We start from the raw sequence: 21110 nt of genomic DNA on the forward strand, positions 1-21110 counted from the left end.
CTAATCAGGCTTTTGTTGCAGCCGACAGTGACCCGTCAGGCATGCGCCAAACTCCAGCGAGCCGCCGCATTCCGATCACTCTGCCGCGCCTCGACCCAATGTGAACCCTGCGGCGTAGTCTCACGCTTCCAGAACGGCGCACGGGTCTTCAGCACATCCATGATGAATGCCCATGCCTCAACCCCCCGTAACCGGTGGGAAAAACGCAATTTCGTCGAAATCCTCGATCGCCTGATCCGGCTGGCACAGCTCCTGATTGACCGCGCACATCAGGTTGCCGGCGCCGAGCACTTCACGCCACAGATCGCCGCGCTGCATCAGCATTTGCCGCACGTCCTCGACACAAATGAGGGTGTCGCTGGCCGGGATTTTTTCACCGCCCAGATTGAGGCGGTCACGGTAGCTGGCGAAGTAGTTGATCAGAATCATTGCGGGTTCTCCCATTGAAAGTGGCCGGAGCGGCCGCCCTGTTTGCTCAGCAGACGGATGTCGCCGATGACCATCGCCCGGTCCACCGCTTTGCACATGTCGTAAATGGTCAGGGCGGCAACGCTGGCAGCAGTCAGGGCCTCGAGTTCGACGCCGGTCTGGCCGGTGAGGCGGCAGGTGCTGGTGATCTGCACGCGGTCCGGTTCGCAGGCCTTGAGCTCGACGTGGATCGAACTGAGCAGCAGCGCATGACACAGCGGAATCAACTCGTGGGTGCGCTTGGCCGCCTGAATCCCGGCGATCCGCGCCACGGCGAACACGTCGCCCTTGGGGTGGCCGTTGGACTGGATCATTTGCAGGGTTTCGGGGCGCATCTGCACCCAGGCTTGCGCGGTGGCTTCGCGGCGGGTCGCCGCTTTGTCGCTGACGTCGACCATGTTGGCGCGGCCCTGATCATCGAGGTGGGTGAGGGTGTCGCTCATGGGGTGGGCTCCTGGATCGGGCTGTAGATTCGCGGGGCGTTGCGGTGCGGGACGTGGATCAGGTTCAAGCGGTGCTTGAGCGCCCAGCGCACGGTCAGCGCAGTCGGGGCGGACAGGCTGACGAGGGTGCCGAGGCGAGCGCGCACGGCTTTGTGGATCAGCTCGAGGCTGCAACGGCTGGTGACCACGACGAAGCCCTGACGCGCATCGAGGCCTTCGAATTGCAGGGCGCCAATCAGCTTGTCGAGGGCGTTGTGGCGGCCGATGTCTTCGCGACACAGCAGCGCTTCGCCAGCGGCGTCGAAGTACAACGCCGCGTGCAGGGCACCGCTGCTGCGGGCCAGTTGCTGGGCCTGTTCGATGCGCTGGCGGATACCGTCGAAATGCACGGCCGGTGGCAGCGGTGTCGGGGGCAGGATTTCCAGTTGCGGCAGCGCCTGCTCCAGGGCTTCCACGCCGCAGAGGCCGCAGCCGCTGGTGCCTGCCATCTGCCGCCGGTGATCCTTCAGGGCCCAGAATGCACGGCTTGAAATCTGCACGTCGGCCTGGCAGGCCTGGTCGAAGTGGGTCAGGCGAATGTCATGGATATCGTCGAGGCGGTCGACGATCGCATTGCTCAGGCTGAAGCCGCGAATGAAGTCCTCGATGTTGCCTGGCGAGACCATCATCACGGCTTGATTCAGGCCGTTGTAGCTGATGGCCAGTGCGATTTCGGCCGCCAGCGCCGCGTGGGACACCGGCGCGTTGTCGAGGTATTCGCGGTACGCCACTTGCGCCGGTTGGGGCGCGGGGGCGTTGGCGTCGCCCGGTTCGATGGGTTGTTCAACTTGGCACAGCATCCTGAAAAGTCCCCGAAGCGCTGAAGTGGTTTCAGGCTACGGGGCAGGGAAAAAGGCGTCCAATCGCTTGTTCCGATGCAGTGATTGGATTGGTCGATCACTGGAGGCGTTAATCGGCAGGCGCCTCGATCCCGAACATCTTGCGCGCCTCGGCAAAACACTTCTCGGCAATCGCCGAACGCGGTTCGGTCTTGCGCATCACCAGCCCCAGCGGCGCGAGCACGCTGGCGTCCGGCAGATTGATGAAAGCCAGGTGTTCGATCGGCTCTTGCAGACCGCTGTCCAGCGGCATGATCGAGCAGCAGAAACCCTGGTGAATCGCCTGCAACAGCTGATAGGTCGAATCGCTTTCCATGATCGGCTGTGGATTCAGCCCGCGACTGCGAAAACTCAGGTCGATGGATTTGCGGTAGTGCATGCCGGTGGTGATCATTCCCAGCGGCAGCTCGGCGGCGTCTTCCCAGCTCATTTCCGGGCCTTCGAAATGGAAGTGGCGAGTGTCGTAGAGCAGGCCGACGCGGGTTTCGCCAATCTCGAAAAAGTCGAAATAGTTCGGGTTGACGTGGTCCAGATAACACACGCCCAAATCCAGCTGATTGTTGCCCAGGCCTTCGATGATCTCGTCCGAACTCAGCGACGACAGGCTGTACTTCAGCTCCGGATAAGTCCCGGACAAACCCTGAATGTAATTGACCGGATTGAAGTTGCTCAGCGGCACCAGACCCAGACGCAGGCTACCGACCAGTTGCCCCCGGCAGGCGGCGGCTTCGGCGAACAACCCGTCGTGGGCCGCCAGCAGCGTGCGGGCCCAGGCCAGTACGCGTTCGCCGGCCTGGGTGAAACCTTCGAAGCGCTGACCGCGATTGACCAGCACCAGATCCAGCTCGTCTTCCAGATTGCGCAGGCGCATCGACAGGGTCGGCTGAGTGATGTGACAGCGCGCGGCGGCCTGGCCGAAGTGGCGGGTTTCGTCCAGCGCGATCAGGAACTTGAGTTGTTTGATGTCCACGACGGCACCTGCTCGATAAGGAATTTTGATTGAGTATTGACGCAGATGCGTACGGCGCACGGAAAGCGCAGGGAGCGACGATCCCATCGACGGCTTTTTTCGTCCAATCGGCCGTGTTTAAGAGCTTATCGAGGGCTTCGATGACGCCCGGTTTCATTGGGCCGGACAGGGAATGAAGTGCTGAAAAAAATCACCGATAGAGCAGGTCGATAGTGTGGTTGGCCAGAGTGATTAGACAGTCCTCACAAGCGGCACTTAGGCTCGTCATCCATTGAATTGACGACGGTCGGAGAGTGCCATGAGTGTTAAATCGGATGCCTTGTTCCTTCCCCTGAATATTGCCGTACTGACGGTCAGCGATACCCGCGACTACGCCAGCGACACCTCCGGCCAGTTGCTGGTCAGCCGCCTGCTGGAAGCCGGCCACACCTTGAGTGAACGCAACCTGCTCAAGGACGACCTGTACAAAATCCGCGCCCAGGTTGCGCAGTGGATCGCCGACGACACCATTCAAGTGGTGCTGATCACCGGCGGCACCGGTTTCACGGGACGTGACAGCACTCCGGAAGCCGTGGCTTGCCTGCTGGACAAGCAGATCGACGGCTTCGGCGAGCTGTTTCGCGCCATCTCGATTCTCGACATCGGCACCTCGACCGTGCAAAGCCGTGCGCTGGCCGGGCTGTCCAACGGCACGCTGGTGTGCTGTCTGCCGGGCTCCACCGGCGCGTGCCGCACCGCGTGGGAAGGCATCCTCGCCGAACAGCTGGATAACCGTCACCGCCCCTGCAACTTCGTTCCGCACCTCAAACCGGTGCAAGCCTGCGGGCCGCGCGGATGAGCAAGCCGGGATTGATGCCGGTCGAGGAGGCCCTCGACCAACTGTTGGCGATGGCCGATGAACGACGCCTGCCGGACAGCGAATCCGTGCCGTTCAATGACGCGCGCGGACGTGTGCTGGCCAGCGATCTGGTCGCCACCCTCGACCTGCCGCCATGGCCGAACAGCGCCATGGACGGCTACGCGTTGAACCTCGCCGACCTGCATCGCCAGCCGTTGAGCGTGTCGCAGCGGGTCTACGCCGGGCTGGCGCCGGACACTCTGTTGCCTGGCACCTGCGCACGAATCTTCACCGGCGCGCCCTTGCCCAATGGCGCCAATTGCGTGGAGATGCAGGAAAACGTCGAGGTGCTGGAAGACGGCCGCGTACGTTTCCTGCAACCGCTGAAGGTCGGTCAGAACATCCGCGCCCAAGGCCAGGAAAACCGCGTTGGCGACACCCTGCTGCGCGCCGGCAAACGCCTCGGCCCGTTCGAACTGGCTGTCGCCGCGGGGCAGGGCATGACTCATCTGCCGCTGGTGCGTCGCCCGCGCGTGGCATTGCTGTCGACCGGTGATGAGCTGGTGGAGCCGGGGCAGCCGCTGCGTCCCGGCAGCCTCTACAACAGCAACCGCACCTTGCTCGACCACTGGTTGCGCGAACTGGGTTGCGAAGTGATCGACGCCGGCATTCTTCCCGATCGCCCGGCGCAGACCCGGCTCAAACTCGAGCAACTGCAAGTGGCGGCCGATTTGATTCTGACCACCGGCGGCGTATCTGCCGGTGACGCCGATTGCCTCGGCCAGGTGCTGCGCGACAACGGCAAGCCGCTGCTGTGGAAACTGGCGATCAAACCTGGCAAACCGCTGACGGTCGGCCATTTCGGCACGGTGCCGGTGATCGGTTTGCCGGGCAATCCGACTTCGGCACTGGTGACCTTCGGCCTGCTGGCGCGCCCGTATCTGCTGCGCATTCAAGGCGTGGAGGAGGTGATGCCGCTGAGCTTCACGGTCAACGCCGGCTTCGACTGGCCGAAACCCGGCAGCCGCCGCGAATACCTGCGGGTGCGCCTGGAAGGCGGGCGGGCGGCGCTGTATCCGAACCAGAGTTCCGGGGTTTTGCTCGGCGCAACCTGGGCCGACGGACTGGTGGAAATCCCCGAAAACAGCACCTTGCAGATGGGTGATCCGTTGCGTTTCATTCCTTTCAGCGAGCTGTTCTGAGCGCGATCAACAATCTGTCGGAGACTGGGGCGGCTATCGGGTCAATTTCAGTCGTTCGTGCCACTGGGCGATGGATTCTTCCGGGTAGACCTCGAATTGCTGATCCTTCGCGCTGGCCTGCACTTCGACCCACGGCGCTTTCGAGCCGAGCATCAGATGAGTGTGTTCCGGCGGTACCGGCAATGGCGTGTCGATGGCCGAGGCGAACGGGTGGATCAGCTCCGGCCACTCCGGGCTGAACAGCCATAGACCGCTGCCGCACAGCGAGCAGAAGTGCCGTTCGGCGGTGCTGCGGTGGGCGCGGGCATCGCCTTCGTCTTTCATTTTTGCGTGGTAAATCGTGATGTGTTTGCGCCCGCGCACCTTGAGGCTGGCCGCGTCGCCGCCGAGGTTGATGGCAAAGCCGCCACCGCCCTGGGTCTTGCGGCAGATCGAGCAGTAGCAGCGTTGATAAGGGTAGGGGTGGGCGCTGTCGAGGGTGAATGAAACCGCGCCGCAGTGGCAGGAGCCTTCGAGGTGCATGAGTGGCCTCCGGATTTTTTGTCGGTGCGGTTCAGCCTAGAAGAGATGTCGCGCCTGTGCCGCCGCTATCGCGAGCAAGCTCGCTCCCACAGGGTTATTCAGAGTTTGAAAGATTGAGGGCACACCGCAAAACCTGTGGGAGCGAGCTTGCTCACGATGAACGATAAAGCGGTACAACTGGACGCCCACGAATCCGAAGGTCAGCATGTCCGCAAAAAAAGGGACCCCAACCCATGCGCCGACTACCTTCCCTGGCCGCCCTGCGGACCTTCGAATGCGCCGCCCGCCACGCGCATTTCGGCCGTGCCGCCGCCGAACTGTGCGTCACCGACAGCGCCGTCAGCCACCAGATCCGCCAGCTCGAAGAGCAACTGGGCGTGTCGCTGTTCATCCGCGAAGGCCGGCAGATTCGCCCGACCATCGCCGCCGGGCGCTTGATGCAGAGCCTGCAACAGGCCTTTGAGCTGATCGGCGATGCCTGCGATGAATTGCGCGATCCGTCCTCGCTCGCCGTGTTGCGGCTGGCGGTCACGGCGGAGCTGGCGCAGAAGTGGCTGATGAACCGTCTCACCGATTTCTACGCGCGTTATCCGCACATCACCTTGCACCTTTACGAACAACCGATCGACGCCACCGCGCCCGGTGAGGACATTGATCTGGCGATCACTTACGGCACCGGCCCGGTGGACAGCAGCGCGTACTTCGTCCGCCCGTTGCCGGCGTTGCAGTTCTTCCCGGTGTGCAGCCCCGGCCTGTTCAACCAGGGCACTCTGAAAACCCCGAAGGACCTGGCCCGCCATTGCCTGCTGCACGACGATCAGGACGGCAAGACCTGGACCGCGTGGCTTACCAGCCATGCTGGCGACTTGCGTCCGGAGCGTCAGTTGTATTTCGCCCACGCCGGGCTGGCGCTGGAGGCGGCGGCACAAGGGCAGGGCGTGGCGATGGGCGACAATCTCACGGCGCAGGAAGACTTGCAGAGCGGGCGTCTGGTGCGACCGTTCACCTCCAGCATGACCGCGCTGGGCCAATACGCGCTGGTTTGCGAGCGGGTGCGGCTCGAGCGTCCGGCGGTGGCGCAGATGCTGGAGTGGTTCAACGATCAGCTGGCGGATTGATGAGTTGAATTCAACTGTTCCGAAATAATCATCGTTGGCGACGTGACGGCCCGCGACCGTAGCCTGAGGTCATTCCCATCCCGATGACGAGGTTTGACCATGGCACGTTTGCTCGACACCACCCCGAAACAGGACGGTTTCCGTCTGCCCGGCGAGTTTGAAGCCAAGTCCGGTTGCTGGCTCGGCTGGCCGGAGCGCACCGATGTCTGGCGCAACGGCGCCAAGCCTGCGCAGAAAGTCTGGGTGCAGATCGTGACGGCGATCTCCCACAGCGAACCGGTGACGGTGTGCGCCTCGGCGGCCCAGTTCGCCACCGCCCGCCGCCAGTTGCCGCCGCAGGTGCGGGTGGTGGAGATGACCTGCAACGACACCTGGTTCCGCGACAGTGGCCCGTGCTTTGTGGTCAACGACCAGAGCGGTGAAGTGCGTGGTGTCGACTTCGAATTCAATGCCTACGGCGGCCTCGATGGCGGGCTCTACTACCCGTGGGACAAGGACGATCAGATCGCCAGCAAGATCCTCGAGATCGAACGCTTCGATCGTTATCGCGCGCCGTTGATTGCCGAACTTGGCGGCATTCAGAGCGACGGCCAGGGCAGCCTCCTCACCACCGAGCAATGCCTGCTCAATCGCAATCGCAACCAGCACCTGGGCAAGGACGAGGTGACCCGCCGCCTGACCGACTATCTCGGCGCCGAGCAAGTGATCTGGCTGCCGCGCGGTTGCAAGTTCGACGAAACCGACGGCCATGTCGACGACCTCGCGTGCTTCGTGCGCCCCGGCGAAGTGGTGCTGCAATGGACCGACAACCGCGACGACCCACAATGGGAAATCTATCAGGAGGCCTACGACATCCTGCGCAGCACCCGCGACAGCCGGGGCCGCGAGCTGATCGTGCACAAACTGCCGCAACCGGATGTGCTGGAGTGGACCGCCGAAGAAGCCGAAGGCCTCGACCAGCAGGACAGCACCCACACCCGTCAGGCCGGCACCAGAATCTGTGCGTCGTACATCAACTATTACGCAGGCAACAGCTCGATCGTGGTGCCGTTGTTCGGTGATCGCAACGATCAGGTGGCGCTGGCAACCCTCGCCGAACTGTTCCCGCAGCACAAGATCGTCGGCATCGAAAACTCCCGGGAAATCCTGCTCGGTGGCGGTAACGTCGCGTGCATCACCATGCCGCAATACGCCGGCCAGAAAAGAGGAGCCTGAGCATGGGCCTGCACAACCTGAGTAAAGCGTTATTGCTGGTGCTTGCACCCCTGTGTGTGCAGGCCGCCGAAACGGCGAAGCCGGTGGTCAACCTGTACATCTGGGGCGAGTACCTGGCCCCGGATACCCTGAAGAATTTCGAGGCGAAAACCGGGATTCGGGTGGTCGCCGATCACTTCGATTCGCTGGAAACCGTCGAGACCAAACTGCTCACCGGCCGCAGTGGCTACGACCTGGTGCTGACCGCCGGCCAGCACCTGTCACGGGCTATCGAGAGCGGCGCGATCCAGACCTTGAACAAGCAGCAGCTCCCGCACTTTGCCGGGGTCGGCGATGAGTTCCGTCAACACATGGCGGTGTTCGATCCGGGCAACCGCTACGCCGGCATCTACGCCTGGGGCACCACCGGCGTCGGCTATCAGGAAGAGGCCGTGCAGCAGCGCCTGCCGCAGGCACCACGGGACAGCTGGGCGATGCTGTTCGATCCGGCAGTGGTGTCGAAATTCGCCGATTGCGGAGTGAGCCTGCTCAATGATCCGAACGAAGTGTTCGCCGCGGTCATGAAGTACATGGGTCTGGACATCAACCGCCAGAGTCTGGATGACCTGAAACTCGCCGAGCAGCAACTGGCGAAGATCCGCCCGTACATCCGCTACTTCGACAACGACCTGAACATCAGCGACCTGGCCAACGGCAACACCTGCGTGGCGATGTCGTGGAACGGCAACGTTGCCATCGCGGCGGGTCAGGCTGAAGCGGCGAAAAAACCCTTCAAGTTGAATTACCGGATCCCGAAGGAGGGCACGCTGATCTGGTTCGATGCCATGGTCATTCCCAAGGATGCACCGCATCCGGAGGCCGGGCTGGCACTGATGGATTACTTGATGACGCCTGAAGTGATTGCGCCGATTACTGACACCATTCACTACGCCAACGCGATCACGGCAGCGGACGGCTTGGTCGATCCGGCGATTCGCAACGATCCGGGGACTTATCCGCCGGCGGCGGTGAAGGCTTCGCTGTACAGCAAGAACGACAATGGCAAGGCGTTCAACCGGGCGTTGATCCGGGCCTTCGGCCGATTGAAGTCAGGGCTGTGAGCGGACGCCTGGAATCATCTTGAAGCGGTTTGGGCGTGGGTGTGCTGCGGGCAGTCTGATAGGTTTTTCGCCATGGATTTGAACCGGCAATGACGCCGGACGCCCTGTCAGTTGCTGATATCAGGCTCTGAGATGGCCATCATTCAAGGAAGAAAACATGCCAATCAAACCGCCAACCAAGGGCAACGGCCCGGGTGATGTACACCTGAAACCTTCCCTCGATGCCGCTACGCCGGGCCCGGCCATCAGGCCCGGGGTCTCTGTCACCCCGCCCGCGCCGCCTGTGCACCCCGATGTCGTCAGCACGCCGAATGTCAGTGGTGGAGGGCGAGTCAGCCCGGTGCCATCGGTCAGCTTGCGCGATGCAATGCCAGTCATCGATTCCGGCCCGGGCCCCGAGCTAGGTCAACGATCGTTGGACGCGTATCACGTCCCGGCAGCAGGCCGGCTGACCGACATCGATGCCGAAGGCTTCAGGTCTTTCAAGGGGCGTCAGTTTGCCGAATTGCCAGGACAGGGCATTGTCCTGGTGGGCGCCGATCCGCAGACCGGTCTGTTCCGGGCCAGACTGCCCAGCGAAACCAACCCCTCCGGCCCGGTTCTGGAGCGCGACAGCGACGGCCGGGTCTGGCACCCGCTTGAGGAGTTTGCCACGGAGCGCTACCGCATCCCCGATCCGCGCACTGATGCCGACGCGACGCTGGAAAACGTTTCTCGCCCGGAGGGCGATGAAGGACGGCCGCGCCATGACTCTTCCGATGACGAGTTCGAGCTGGCTTCGGAATCCATGCCGATCAAGCCCTTCTCCGAAAAGGAACTCGACACCATGCGCCAGGAGGTTTGCTATTCGTTGCGGGGAAATCGCCTCGGTACCTACGACCGCGCCAACAATGGTAAATACCCGTTGCGCGATACCTTTGGCAGGCCGGTGCGGATCCGCAAACTGGAAACCCTGGCCACGCTGACCACGGGTGAGCGATTTCGCTCGGGGCCGATCAAGCCTTACATCCAGTTTGAAGGCTATGAAAACGTGGCCAGGCTCTATGAAGAAAATCTCGAACTGCGCATTTTTACCGAGGTCGACGTGAAGGTTCCGGGCGAAAAAGCCCTCATCGGACAAAACATGGTGGTCGCCAACCGGCGCATCGCCAAAGGCGAAGCGCTGGGCCTTTATGGCGGAACACTCAGCCCGCTGCGCCTGATAAGGCGCGAAGAGCAGACATTCACCATGCTGGCGGGCGTGTACTTGCGTTACGGACCGGGCAAGTTCATTGAAGAGCCGGTAGTGGTCATCGGCGACAACATCATTTCGCGAATCAACACGAACTTTGAATACGACGCCTCGGGCAAGCCGGTTCGTCAATCGCCGGACGGCTACAACGTTCAGACCGTCGGTTTCAAGGTCGAAGCGGACATTCTGATCGGTGACCGGCTGGTCAACCGGCCATACGTCCTGAACGCGATGTTTGCCTCACAGGATATTCCGGCAGGAACCGAGTTGCGTTGGAACTACAGCTACTCGGACAAGGAGATAAAAATGATTTTCCCGTAAGAACTGGCGGGGGATTGCACCTGAATACGCTTGTCCAGCCTTCCCGAGATTGCGGGAGGATCAGGCTGAAACCGCTTTTGGCACCCGCCACAAATACCAGGCCGCCACTGTGCGAAACGGGCGCCACGCCAACCCGATATCGATCATCTGCTTGCGCGTCGGCTGCACCTCCAGCCCCTTCAATCGCCGATAGCCCTCGCGCACGCCAAAGTCATCGGCCGGCAGAATATCCGGTCGCTCCAGGCTGTAGATCAACAGCATTTCTACCGTCCAGCGCCCAACCCCGCGCAGGTTGACCAAGCGCTCGATCAGCGCTTCATCCTCCATCACCAGTGCCGTGGCGTAATCCGGCACCACGCCGTCCAGGGTCGCCTGAGCAATCCCCTGAATCGTCGCAATCTTGCCCGCCGAAAACCCGCAACTGCGCAGCCGTTCGAAGTCTGTCGCCAGAATCTGCTCGGGACGTGGAAACGTCTGTTCGGGAAACAACCCCACCAGCCGACCGACAATTGCATCCCCGGCCTTGGCGTGCAGTTGCTGATAGGCGATGGCCCGCACCAGCGATTCATAGGGATCACGCGCCGGATGCGGCCGATGCAGACATGGGCCGACCGCAGCGATATGGCGTTGCCAGTCGGCGTCGAGGCTGGCCAGAAACGCGCTGGCCGGTTGGTAGGGATCGGGTATCGGCAACGTCAGTGATCCATTGATTTGAAAGCCGGGAAGGCGTGAGTGTCGGTGTGTCAGAACGCCAAAGGTTGCGTCAGTTGCACGGCGGCATTCTCCAGCCGGAGCAGAAACGCCTTGCGCGGTTGCCCGCCACCATAACCGGTCAACGAGCCGTCCGCACCGATCACCCGGTGGCATGGCACCACGATCGACAGCCGATTGTGCCCGTTGGCCAGGCTCACGGCGCGACTGGCGCCGGGCTTGCCCAGCCGGGCGGCGATGGCACCGTAGGTACTGGTGTGGCCGTAGGGGATTAGTCGCAGTTGGGCCCAGACCTGACGGGCAAACTCGCTGCCGGGCAGGTGCAAGGGCACGCTGAATTCGTTCAGCTTGCCGGCGAAGTACAGCGCCAGTTCGTTTTCGATCTGCTGCAAATGCGCGTTGTGTCCCGGTGCGACCACGTAGCCGTAGCGGTTCTGCAACTCCTCGACTTCCCTCGTCAGCGCCGGGCGGTCGAGAAACTCCAGCAACACCAGCCCACGCCGCTCGGCCATGGCGATCATCGGGCCCAACGGCGTGGTCAGACGGGTGAACAGCAGTGGTTCGCTGGCCGCTGCACGGCCCGGCGTGATGTGGAACGACTTCTGAAACGCATCGCGAAAACCGCTGAGGGATTCATAGCCGGAATCGAACGCGGCGTGGTCGATGGACGTGCCTTGCCTGATCCCGCCCAACGCCATGCCGAGCCGGCGGGTGCGCAGCCACGCATGGAAGGTCATGCCGAAATGCTGCTTGAACCAGCGCCGCAGCTTCAGCGGTTCGATGCCCTCGGCAAGCAATTGCGCATCGCTCCAGCGCAGTTCCGGATCGGCGTCGACGGCTTTCAACAGCCGTTGTACCCAGTCCGGGGCGATGGCGGCAGCGTCCAGCGGTTTGCAGCGCAGGCAGGCGCGATAACCGGCGGACAGGCAGTCGTCAGCGTGGGCGAAGAATTCGACGTTTTCCGGTTTCGGCTTGCGCGCCGTGCAGGTCGGGCGGCAAAAGATCCCGGTGGTTTTCACGGCCGTGAAGAACACGCCTTCATAGGCAGTGTCGCGTTCGAGCATGGCGCGAACCATTTCGGCGTGAGGGGGCAGGACAGCGGTCTGTATGTTCATGGGCCGAGGATAAAACCGGTTATTCGATGGCTCCACCGAAAAATCGACAGTGAATTTTCGGGCCGCTGCACTACAGTGTCCGGGTCGTTACAACTCGGGGGAAAAAAGGTATGCCACCGTTCACGATTAAACACATCGATCACATCGTGCTGCGCGTCGCCGATCTGCAACGCAGCATTGATTTCTACGACCGGGTCTTCGGTGCCGAAGTGGTCAAGCGCAACGAAAAGTTCGGTCTGGTGCACCTTCGTGCCGGCACGTCGATGATCGATCTGGTCGACCTCGACGGCGAAATCGGCCGCAAGGGCGGCGCCGCTGCCGGCAGTGAACGGCGCAATGTCGATCACTTCTGCCTGCGTATCGAACCGTTCGATGAAGCGGCGCTGATCAGCCATTTGCAAGCCTGTGGCCTGACCGTCGACAAGGCCGCCACCCGTTTTGGTGCCGAGGGCAACGGCCTGTCGCTTTACTGCTTCGACCCGGACGGCAATCAGGTTGAACTCAAAGGCCCGTCCGAAACTGGCGATGGACGGGCGTGAATCCATTCGAACTTTCTACCGTACCGTCAACTCTGAAACCGTTACAGGGTGATAAATCTGCCAGAAAAAACCATCTGATGGGTCAGAAAGGACAATTGCCGTGTAAGCTTTCACGCCAAGCTTTTCCATTCCCCCATGGCCGCAGGCGGCCCACTGTACGAGCGACTACATGCAAGCAAAGGCTCGCGAGGTTCATGTGCCACCGGTGTTGCAAGATCTGCGCGCTGGCACGGCCGAACTGCACATTGCGCTGGAAAAACGCCTTCCTTTTTTCTCCGACACCCTTGATCTGCAAGCTTTCGAGCGATTGATGCGTGCCTATTACGGCTTCTACCAGCCACTGGAAAGCGCATTGCAGGACAGTGGCCAACTTCCCGCCGATTTCGATCTGGTTTCGCGCCTCAAAACGCCGACCCTGAAACGCGATCTGCACGCGCTGGGCGCAAGTGACGGGGACTTTTCGCTGTGCCGCCAGTTGCCCGCCATCGACTCCACCGCCGCCTGCCTGGGCGTGCTGTACGTGCTGGAAGGCGCGACGCTCGGCGGTCAGATTCTGCGCCGGGAAATCGCCACACGGCTTAATCTGGGCGCGAACAACGGCGCGGCGTTTCTGGATATCTACGGCGCTGCCACCGGCCGACGCTGGCGCAACTTCATCGAATACCTGGGCAGCCGCCCGATGGACGCCGACGAGCGTGAAGCCGTTGTAGCGGCTGCCCACACGACATTCAGCTGTTTCGAGCGCTGGCTCGAAAGCCAGGAGGTTCTGGTATGACCCCGCAAGACAAAGAAGCCTTTGAAGAGTTGCTGGCCAACTGCGCCGACGAGCCGATCCGCTTTCCCGGCGCGATCCAGCCGCACGGTCTGCTGCTGACCCTGAGCGAGCCGGAGCTTTCGATCATCCAGATCAGCGCCAACGTCGAGACCTTGCTCGCGCGCCCGGCGCAAGAGCTGATCGGCCAGCCATTGCAAAGCCTGATCGGTGATGCCCACGCCGCGCAGGTTCGCGAAGCGTTGCAGCAACCGGCCTGGGCCGATGCGCCGCCGCTGCACTTTCGCCTTAATGGCACGGCGTTCGAAGGTTTGCTGCACCGGCATCAGGATGTGCTGATCCTGGAGCTGGAAATCCACGTCGAAAACTTCCAGCCGCGCAACGTCGCCGGTACTGAAACCCACCTGGGGCGGATGCTCGCACGTTTGCAAAAAGCCCAGAGCCTGCAGGCGCTGTACGACATCAGCGTCAAGGAAATCCAGGCCATGACCGGTTACGACCGGGTGCTGATCTATCGCTTCGAAGAGGAGGGCCACGGCCAGGTCATCGCCGAAGCGTCCGATCCGTCGATGGAAGTTTTCAACGGGTTGTTCTTCCCGGCCTCGGACATCCCCGAGCAGGCTCGGGAGCTGTATCGCACCAACTGGTTGCGGATCATCCCGAACGCTGATTACCAACCCGTGCCGCTGGTCCCCAAGCTGCGCCCGGACACCCAGACCCCGCTGGACCTGAGCTTCGCCACCTTGCGCAGCGTGTCGCCGATCCACTGCCAGTACATGAAGAACATGGGCGTGCTGTCGTCAATGAGCATTTCCCTGCTCAAGGGCGACAAGCTCTGGGGCCTGATCAGTTGCGGCAATCGCCAGCCGCTGCATGTGCCGCACGAGTTGCGCACCGCGTGCCAGACCATCGGTCAGGTGCTGTCGTTGCAGATCAGTGCGATGGAAGCGCTGGAAGTCAGCCGGCAACGCGAGGAAAAGGTCGAAGCGCTGGCGCTGCTCAATCAGGCGATGATCGACTCGCCACAAAATGTCTTCGATGGCCTGGCCAACCAGCCGCAGGTCCTGATGGCGCTGGCCAATGCCGGCGGCATCGCGATCATCGAAGACAAGCAATTGCACCGTTACGGCAATTGCCCGGAGCCGGAAGAGATTCGTGCGCTGCACAAATGGTTGCAGGAGCGCGGCGAGCCGGTGTTTGCCAGTCATCACCTGGCCAGTGTCTATCCGCCGGCCGCGCACTATCAGCAGGTCGCCAGCGGCGTGCTGGCCATGAGCCTGCCAAAACCGGTGGACAACGGCGTGCTGTGGTTCCGTCCGGAAGTCAAAGAGAACATCAACTGGAGTGGTGATCCACGCAAGCCGCTGGACCTGGAAAACTCCGACGCCGGCCTGCGCCTGCGGCCGCGTACCTCGTTCGAAATCTGGAAGGTCGAGATGGCCGGAATCTCCACCAAGTGGAGCCATGGCGATTTGTTTGCGGCCAACGACCTGCGTCGCTCGGCACTGGAAAACGACCTGGCCCGCCAGGTGTGCCGCGAGCAGGAGGCGGTGCGTGCGCGCGACGAGCTGGTGGCGGTGGTGTCCCACGATCTGCGCAACCCGATGACGGTCATTTCGATGCTGTGCGGCATGATGCAAAAGGCCTTCAGCTCCGACGGGCCGCACACTTCGCGGCGCATCTCGACCGCGATCGACACCATGCAGCAAGCCGCCGGGCGCATGAACACGCTGCTGGAAGACTTGCTCGACACCTCGAAAATCGACGCCGGGCGCTACACCATCGCGCCGCAGAAACTCGATGTCGCGCAGATGTTTGAAGAGGCTCAATCACTGCTTGCGCCGCTGGCGCTGGACAAAGACATCAGCATCTCGTTCGAGGCTGATCCCGACCTGAGCATTCATGCCGACCCCGAGCGGCTGTTTCAGGTGTTGTCGAATCTGGTCGGCAACGCGATCAAATTCACCCCGCGCCTGGGCACCGTCGATGTATATGCCAAATCGGTCGGCGACGATATCGTCTTCACGGTACGCGACAGCGGCGAAGGCATCCCCAAGGATCACTTGCCGCACGTGTTCGACCGTTACTGGACGGTAAAGGAAGGCAATCCGACCGGCACCGGGCTGGGGCTGTACATCACGCAGGGCATCGTCGAGGCCCATGGCGGGCAGATCGTTGCCGAGAGCGAGCCGGGGCAGGGCAGTGAGTTCCGTTTCACCGTGCCGCGTCTGGACTAATCAAGCGGATCGGCGTTTGGGGGGCTGCAACATGGCCACCCACTCGGCGGCGAATCGATGGCAATCGCCGGGCCAGCGCGCCGTCAGCAGTTGCCCGTCGCGCACCACAAATCCCGTTTGTGGTGCCTGCGCGCAATCTCGTTTGGCGACCAGCGGCCCGCGTACAAAGTCGGATTTGCTGGCCAGCGCGGTTTTCACTTCCGCTTCGACGGTCTGCTTGTAGGTGCGGTAGTAGCGCCCCAGCCAGGCAGCGGTCATCAGCCACGCCGGCAACTCCATGGTTGCCGCGAGCAACGCCGTGACCTTGCGCCCGAACAACACCGAACGCCCGGTATCGGGGTCGAGCGTGCGCGCCAGCAACAGCACGCCATGACACACCGCCGCCACGGGTTTTTCGGCTTTGAAAAATTGCAGTGTGATTTGCTGGGCCTGTTTGGATTCCAGCAGTGTGCGCATCCCTTTGGCATGTCCGCCGGGAATCAGCAGACCATCGAACCGGCTCGTGTCGACATCGGCATACGCCAGCGGCTGCCTGAACGCTTCGGATTCGATCATTTTCGCGTAACTGTCCAGATCGGCCTTGCGCGTCATCAGCAGCGAACTCAACGGGCCGAAGCCGACATCCACCAACCGTGGGTCGGCGTGGGCAGGCAAGCCTTGGGGCGTGGCAAAACGCACCTCAATGCCTGCATCACGCATCACCTGCCAGGGCACGCTGCTTTCGGTGGGGTCGTAATCGGCGCAGGGCAACAGAATCAGAATCATCGAGGACAGACTTCCAGGTCGTGAGTAATCGCATAGCCAGAGCGTAGTGGGTCTGCGCGAGCGGGGGGGTAATTTCCTTCAATACCGCCTGCTGTGCGCCGGCTACCGTGAGCGCCTTGTTCCTCGATTTGAAGCAGGTGTGCGATGAGTCTGATTGTGTCGATGGCGGCGTTTGCCCTGGCCGCGTCCATTACTCCGGGGCCGGTGAATATCGTGGCGTTGAGCTCGGGGGCGCAGTTCGGCTTTCGTGCCAGTCAACGGCATGTAGTCGGAGCGACGCTGGGGTTTGTGCTGTTGCTGGTGTTGATGGGGCTTGGGCTGCATGAAGTGCTTGCGCTGTGGCCGTCGCTGACCCGCGTGGTGCAACTGGCCGGGGTGGCGTTTCTGCTGTTCATGGCCTGGAAACTGGCCACCGATGACGGACAGTTGAATGCCGGGGAATCAGGCAGAGCACCATCGATGCTCTACGGCGCAGTGATGCAATGGCTCAATCCCAAGGCCTGGCTGGCCTGCGTGGCGGGGATGGGCGCGTTTGTCGCCGATGGCGAGGCGCGGCTGGTGTGGCAGTTTGCGGCGGTGTATCTGGTGATCTGCTATCTGTCGGTGGGTTGCTGGGTGTACGCCGGGACGTTTTTGCGCGGCTATCTGCACAACCCGGCGGGGATGCGCTTGTTCAACCGGGTGATGGCGTTGCTGTTGGCGGTCAGTGCGGGGTATTTGCTGCTGCCCTGATCCGTACTCCGGCAAGTGGAGTACGGATCAGCTTGTAGTCAGATCAATCGGGCATCGTCAGAAAATGCCGTTGAGTTCCCGGAAAACGTGGGGCGGCATGGCCGTAAATCGGTTATTTCGCAGTTGGCTGATCGAATACAGCGCGCTGGCCGTACGACCGTTGCCGTCACCGAAGCCCTGAAAGCCGACTACCGCGCCCAATACCTGTTTATCGAAGTGCGGATGGCTTGGGTTCAGGTTTTTCAGATGCTGTTCGAGCAGCGCGAACCCGGTAGGGCTGCTGCCGTACCTGGTAGGGGCACCAGCATCGCGCACTTTGCCGAAAGCATCCGGTACCAGTTTTCGATGAATCTCCCTGATCACGTTCGGGTCGTTCAGGGGGGCCTTGTTCGCGGTGTAATCGCGCAATACCCCAAGGATATTGTCGAAGTCGTTACCGCTGGAGCTCGAGCCGTTCAACATCCACGCGGTGGCTCGTTGTGAAGGATCGGTATAGCCAAGGGGATTGAAGCTCGCTTCCGGCATCACGTCGTTGTACGGCGATTTGCCCAGATCCAGTTTCAGAATGTCTTGCTGATAGCCCTTCATGTATCGGGCTTTTCTGCTCTCGAGTTCGTAGAGGACAGCCAGTGTTTCGGTGTAACCCTGCACCGTGCTGCGCGCATCGTTGAGCTGGACGGGGTGGCCCTTGATGAATGCTTCTGTCAGTTCTTCCAAAGCCCCTCGACCGATCAGCGACTCCAGATCGCCTGCCTGTTTCGACTGGTAAGCGGATTCCTTCACGGCGTTGTTCGCGAGGTGGCGCCATTCTGTTTCAGTTGCCCCTTTGGGCAGCTTGAAATTCTTGTCGCTCAAACGCGTAACGACGTGTTGTACCGTTTCGATGGCATCGCTTTTGAGCAGTGCCCGAGCATGAGAAACCGTGTCCAGCGACATCCGCGCGTGCGCTGCCGAGCCGCTGTGATCAATGACTTTGAGCAGGTCATAACTGTTGGCGCCGGTCAGGTATCTCAGTTGCTGTTTCGCCTGGTGCGCAAGTGAGCGGGCACTTCCGCTCAATTTCGCAACACCTCGGCCGAGCAGTTTTCCACCGACCTTAAGCAGTTGCGGCAAACCGGATAACGGGTTGAACAGACTGAGGGCCGTGCTGGCCAGAACCCGCGAAGCCGACAGTAGTTTGCCGGCGATGCTCGCGGCTTTACTGGCGGCGGCAGCGATTGCCGCTGGCGCAGCGAAGAGGGTCATTGCGAGAACGGCGGCATCGACAATGCAGTCGAAAATTGCACCACCCTGTTTCTTCGGATCCCCTGACGTCAGTCCTTCGACGCAGCTCTTGAAGGGGATGATCAGGTTAAGAATCATGTTGAAGATGGCCTCGGTCTTCTCGATCGCCTTCTCCCGTACCGTTTGTTGCAGACCCAGTTGGTGGATTTCCTGCTCGGTGATATACGGATTTTTTCTGGCGATCAGTGAACCCAGGTCTTTCACGCGTGCGGATCGGTACAGGGGTGTTTGATCGTCCCGGTTTTTATACGGGTCGGGGGCTTCAAACGCACCAATCTTGCGCACCTGGATTCTGGATTTGACGTTGGCCCTGGGGGTGACGTTTTGCAGGTAGGCCTGTAGATCAACGGGGGCTCTTTCGAGTTGCTTCTGATCGGTGAATCGAGTGTCGAGCTGGAAGACGCTTCCGGAAACCAGCGGATTGAAGAGTGTTTCCAGATCAGGGTTGTGCCGACACTCCATCCGCAGAGGAAACAGCTCAAAACACTTGATGGCGTAGCCATGCTGTACACAGAGAATGACGCCATAACGGCCGGTTTCTCCCGGGATGTAAGTGGCAGGGCTGAAGCCATAACGACCGGTGACTCTCGCCGGTTTGTAGTTCATCTGCTGAACGCAATAGATACCGATCGCTCCATCTTCAATAGACGCTGCATCTTCCGGAAACAGCTGTGAAATGGCGATCTGGATGTTGCGCGTCAGACCTTCGAGGACGGCGTCGAAATGACTGGCGGTCGCCGTTTCGTAAAGCTCGGCAACGGGAAACAGATCGGGCAACCTCGGAAAGGACTTGTAGATACTGGTGCCTTTGATGCGATCCCAGTCCCGGGTGTGCAGTTCGTCACCCAAGTAGAGATCCAGCACCGATACTTTGCGACCGGCGCCACCGCCACTGCCACGATGTTTGACCAGCAGTTCATTGGGGTCGCATTCCGGTTCGCGGGACTTCAGTTCTTGCAGTGCGAGCTGTCGGCGATCGGGCAATGGCCTGGAAAAACGTTCGGTGGCTTCCAGCATTATGGCGACGTACTGGTCGTACTCGCGTATGGCGTGCTCGATGTCATCGGGCTTGAGATTGCCTTGCGCATCGCGTGTGATGAGGCCGTTCATCCAGGCCCAGGTCACCACCGGATCCACTGATCCCTCGGCCTGCAATGACGCCAGTGGCGCGAGTGATTTAGTCGACTGGCTGAACCCCATCAAATGTTGATAGGTCATTTTGCGGCTGGCGCCGGGAACCAGCGCTTCAACCAGATGTATAGCCTGCGTAGCGATCACGCAGGCCGGTGTCCCCATCTGCAGGCTGGGCGGCCAGTCTGGAAAAAGGTACTCGGGGGCCATGCCTGCCAAAATCATTTGTGCCACCAGCGGCGCGAGTGGGGGGGCGACGTGCAGGTTCTTGATCAGATGCGCTTCCAGGTCGACCCGAATCCGGGAGGGGTGCTGTTTGAAGTAGCTTTTTGAATACAGATCGAAGCCGGCGAAGTGGGTATTGGCGATATTGAGCCCCGGGTCGAGGTCCAGCAAGATCACGGCAGCCGCCAGTTGTTCTGCCAGCTCAGTCGTTTGGTTTGTTGCTGCTGGTTCATCAAGCCAGCCCAATTTCGACAAGTAATATTGCCCGTGCCGGGACGCCGCACTTTCGAGCACTTGCTGCAGGCGATAGTCCGTGCTGGTTGTAGCGCCGTCGCCCGGTACGCTTTCAATCAGCACACGTCTGCCGAGGCCATTGATGATGGCTTCAGAACCCTGCCTGCAACTTTGTGTCAGATCAAGAATCATGACCCGCTTGTTTCCCACAAGTTTGAACGGCGACTCGTCGGGCGCGTCCAGAAGTTGCCAATAGTTTCCGAACTTCGGAGGCTCAGGCAATGTCGAGAAGTTCAACAGATCGAGCAAGTTGCGGGTGTCTTGTTCGGTATCCGGCACTTGCAGCCCGTTGAATCGCAGCCACTGGCCGACCGTGACTTCGTTTCCCGTAATGATCCACCCGCCAGTGAGTTCCGCGACCTTGGCCAGAAGTTCGAGGCTGTCGTCAAAGCTCGCCAGCCCTGCGACATCCGCGGTGATATCACGGGGAAAAACAAAGACGGTCGCGGGCCGGTTGTTGCTGGCGACCATGTTTCGGTAACTGAAGTAGAGTCGCCCATGCTTATCCAGCAGAAAAACCGCGTTGTCCGGAATCTGGCGCCGAGCGCGGACAAAGTGAAAATCCTCGTGGCGCAGAAGTATGGAAAGCGACACTTTACCGTTGCGATGAACTCGGTCGAGTGCGCTGTTTTCTATACACGTAACCAGGATTTCGTTGCATTTCCAGTCGAGGCGTTCAGCGGCGTATTCATCGCTGATAAAGTTTGTAATGGTCTGGGTTACGTTTTTTTTCTGAAGTGAGTCTGTGGAATCGTAAGCGTAGTTGTCTGTTGGTTTCATGATTCGGAATCCATTCTCTAATAGTGAAATAAACAGAAATAGATGATCGTTTTCTGATTGTCGTGTTTGTGAAAGTGGCTTTTTAGAGTACGGCGACAAAACGTAAAGTTAGTGGGGATTGCTGTTCCAGGTATTTCTTTACGGTGTCCGGATTGGAGGGGAAGGTTGATTTAAAAGGCCTGGGATGTTGGGGGCGATAAATATGTATATTTTTCCGGG

19 protein-coding genes and 1 pseudogene are annotated in these 21110 nt (G+C 60.9%); 10 read left to right on the plus strand and 10 right to left on the minus strand.

Features of this window, described 5'->3' with window-relative positions; translation table 11 throughout:
• Positions 1-35: 35 nt before the first annotated feature.
• The 5 genes and pseudogenes from CAF79_RS29480 to CAF79_RS16815 all read right to left on the minus strand — a co-directional run.
• Positions 36-179: pseudogene (locus tag CAF79_RS29480) on the minus strand (molybdenum cofactor biosynthesis protein MoaE); the annotation flags it as partial.
• Positions 178-429 (minus strand): MoaD/ThiS family protein, encoded by a 252-nt coding sequence (locus CAF79_RS16800; RefSeq protein WP_085698778.1) that lies wholly within the window; start codon positions 427-429, stop codon positions 178-180. The pseudogene CAF79_RS29480 and the gene CAF79_RS16800, both read right to left, overlap by 2 nt.
• Positions 426-911 carry a cyclic pyranopterin monophosphate synthase MoaC gene (gene moaC, locus CAF79_RS16805; RefSeq protein ID WP_085698780.1) on the minus strand — a complete coding sequence of 162 codons (486 nt, stop codon included), beginning with the start codon at positions 909-911 and terminating at the stop codon, positions 426-428. The genes CAF79_RS16800 and moaC overlap by 4 nt, the downstream gene beginning before the upstream one ends.
• Positions 908-1750 (minus strand): formate dehydrogenase accessory sulfurtransferase FdhD, encoded by an 843-nt coding sequence (gene fdhD / locus CAF79_RS16810; protein ID WP_085698782.1) that lies wholly within the window; start codon positions 1748-1750, stop codon positions 908-910. The genes moaC and fdhD overlap by 4 nt, the downstream gene beginning before the upstream one ends.
• Positions 1751-1859: 109 nt before the next feature.
• Positions 1860-2759 carry a LysR family transcriptional regulator gene (locus CAF79_RS16815; RefSeq protein ID WP_085698784.1) on the minus strand — a complete coding sequence of 300 codons (900 nt, stop codon included), beginning with the start codon at positions 2757-2759 and terminating at the stop codon, positions 1860-1862.
• Positions 2760-3057: 298 nt separating this feature from the next.
• Between CAF79_RS16815 and moaB the strand changes: the two genes are divergently transcribed.
• Positions 3058-3597: a molybdenum cofactor biosynthesis protein B gene (gene moaB / locus CAF79_RS16820; RefSeq protein ID WP_085698786.1), complete on the plus strand. Its 540-nt coding sequence runs from the start codon at positions 3058-3060 to the stop codon at positions 3595-3597.
• Positions 3594-4799 (plus strand): gephyrin-like molybdotransferase Glp, encoded by a 1206-nt coding sequence (gene glp / locus CAF79_RS16825; protein ID WP_085698788.1) that lies wholly within the window; start codon positions 3594-3596, stop codon positions 4797-4799. Before moaB ends, glp begins: the two co-directional genes overlap by 4 nt.
• A 33-nt stretch (positions 4800-4832) precedes the next feature.
• Here glp and CAF79_RS16830 read toward each other — a convergent pair whose 3' ends face one another.
• Entirely contained in the window at positions 4833-5321 is a 489-nt protein-coding gene (locus CAF79_RS16830; RefSeq protein WP_085698790.1) for a GFA family protein, read from the minus strand.
• Positions 5322-5554: 233 nt separating this feature from the next.
• Here CAF79_RS16830 and CAF79_RS16835 point away from each other — a divergent pair, with 233 nt between their 5' ends.
• The 4 genes from CAF79_RS16835 (at position 5555) to CAF79_RS16850 (ending at position 10306) form a co-directional block, all read left to right on the plus strand.
• Entirely contained in the window at positions 5555-6439 is an 885-nt protein-coding gene (locus CAF79_RS16835) for a LysR substrate-binding domain-containing protein (protein ID WP_085698792.1), read from the plus strand.
• A gap of 99 nt (positions 6440-6538) precedes the next feature.
• Positions 6539-7654, plus strand: coding sequence for an agmatine deiminase (aguA, locus tag CAF79_RS16840; protein WP_085698794.1), 1116 nt, complete (start codon positions 6539-6541; stop codon positions 7652-7654).
• A 2-nt stretch (positions 7655-7656) separates the two neighbouring features.
• Entirely contained in the window at positions 7657-8754 is a 1098-nt protein-coding gene (locus tag CAF79_RS16845) for an extracellular solute-binding protein (RefSeq protein WP_085698796.1), read from the plus strand.
• A 157-nt stretch (positions 8755-8911) separates the two neighbouring features.
• Positions 8912-10306 (plus strand): hypothetical protein, encoded by a 1395-nt coding sequence (locus CAF79_RS16850; RefSeq protein WP_085698798.1) that lies wholly within the window; start codon positions 8912-8914, stop codon positions 10304-10306.
• A gap of 60 nt (positions 10307-10366) precedes the next feature.
• Here the strand turns inward: CAF79_RS16850 and CAF79_RS16855 are convergent, their stop codons facing one another.
• On the minus strand, positions 10367-10993 hold the full coding sequence (locus CAF79_RS16855) for a DNA-3-methyladenine glycosylase (RefSeq protein ID WP_085698912.1): 627 nt from the start codon (positions 10991-10993) through the stop codon (positions 10367-10369).
• A gap of 56 nt (positions 10994-11049) precedes the next feature.
• Complete coding sequence (locus tag CAF79_RS16860) at positions 11050-12132, minus strand: bifunctional transcriptional activator/DNA repair enzyme AdaA (RefSeq protein WP_085698800.1); 1083 nt, start codon at positions 12130-12132, stop codon at positions 11050-11052.
• A 110-nt stretch (positions 12133-12242) separates the two neighbouring features.
• Here CAF79_RS16860 and CAF79_RS16865 point away from each other — a divergent pair, with 110 nt between their 5' ends.
• The 3 genes from CAF79_RS16865 (at position 12243) to CAF79_RS16875 (ending at position 15680) form a co-directional block, all read left to right on the plus strand.
• The gene (locus CAF79_RS16865; protein ID WP_085698802.1) at positions 12243-12671 is read left to right on the plus strand and encodes a VOC family protein; all 429 of its coding nucleotides are present in this window, start codon (positions 12243-12245) and stop codon (positions 12669-12671) included.
• Positions 12672-12840: 169 nt separating this feature from the next.
• Positions 12841-13446, plus strand: coding sequence for a biliverdin-producing heme oxygenase (locus CAF79_RS16870; protein ID WP_085698804.1), 606 nt, complete (start codon positions 12841-12843; stop codon positions 13444-13446).
• Positions 13443-15680 carry an ATP-binding protein gene (locus CAF79_RS16875; RefSeq protein WP_085698806.1) on the plus strand — a complete coding sequence of 746 codons (2238 nt, stop codon included), beginning with the start codon at positions 13443-13445 and terminating at the stop codon, positions 15678-15680. The genes CAF79_RS16870 and CAF79_RS16875 overlap by 4 nt, the downstream gene beginning before the upstream one ends.
• Here the strand turns inward: CAF79_RS16875 and CAF79_RS16880 are convergent, their stop codons facing one another.
• Positions 15681-16445 carry a type 1 glutamine amidotransferase domain-containing protein gene (locus tag CAF79_RS16880; protein WP_085698807.1) on the minus strand — a complete coding sequence of 255 codons (765 nt, stop codon included), beginning with the start codon at positions 16443-16445 and terminating at the stop codon, positions 15681-15683. It lies immediately after the preceding gene.
• Positions 16446-16589: 144 nt separating this feature from the next.
• Here CAF79_RS16880 and CAF79_RS16885 point away from each other — a divergent pair, with 144 nt between their 5' ends.
• Positions 16590-17177, plus strand: coding sequence for a LysE family translocator (locus CAF79_RS16885; RefSeq protein ID WP_085698809.1), 588 nt, complete (start codon positions 16590-16592; stop codon positions 17175-17177).
• A gap of 57 nt (positions 17178-17234) precedes the next feature.
• Here the strand turns inward: CAF79_RS16885 and CAF79_RS16890 are convergent, their stop codons facing one another.
• Positions 17235-20891, minus strand: coding sequence for a hypothetical protein (locus CAF79_RS16890; RefSeq protein WP_085698810.1), 3657 nt, complete (start codon positions 20889-20891; stop codon positions 17235-17237).
• Between the last annotated feature and the right edge of the window lie 219 nt (positions 20892-21110).

The organism is Pseudomonas sp. B26(2017) (genome assembly GCF_002113045.1).
Taxonomy (GTDB): domain Bacteria; phylum Pseudomonadota; class Gammaproteobacteria; order Pseudomonadales; family Pseudomonadaceae; genus Aquipseudomonas.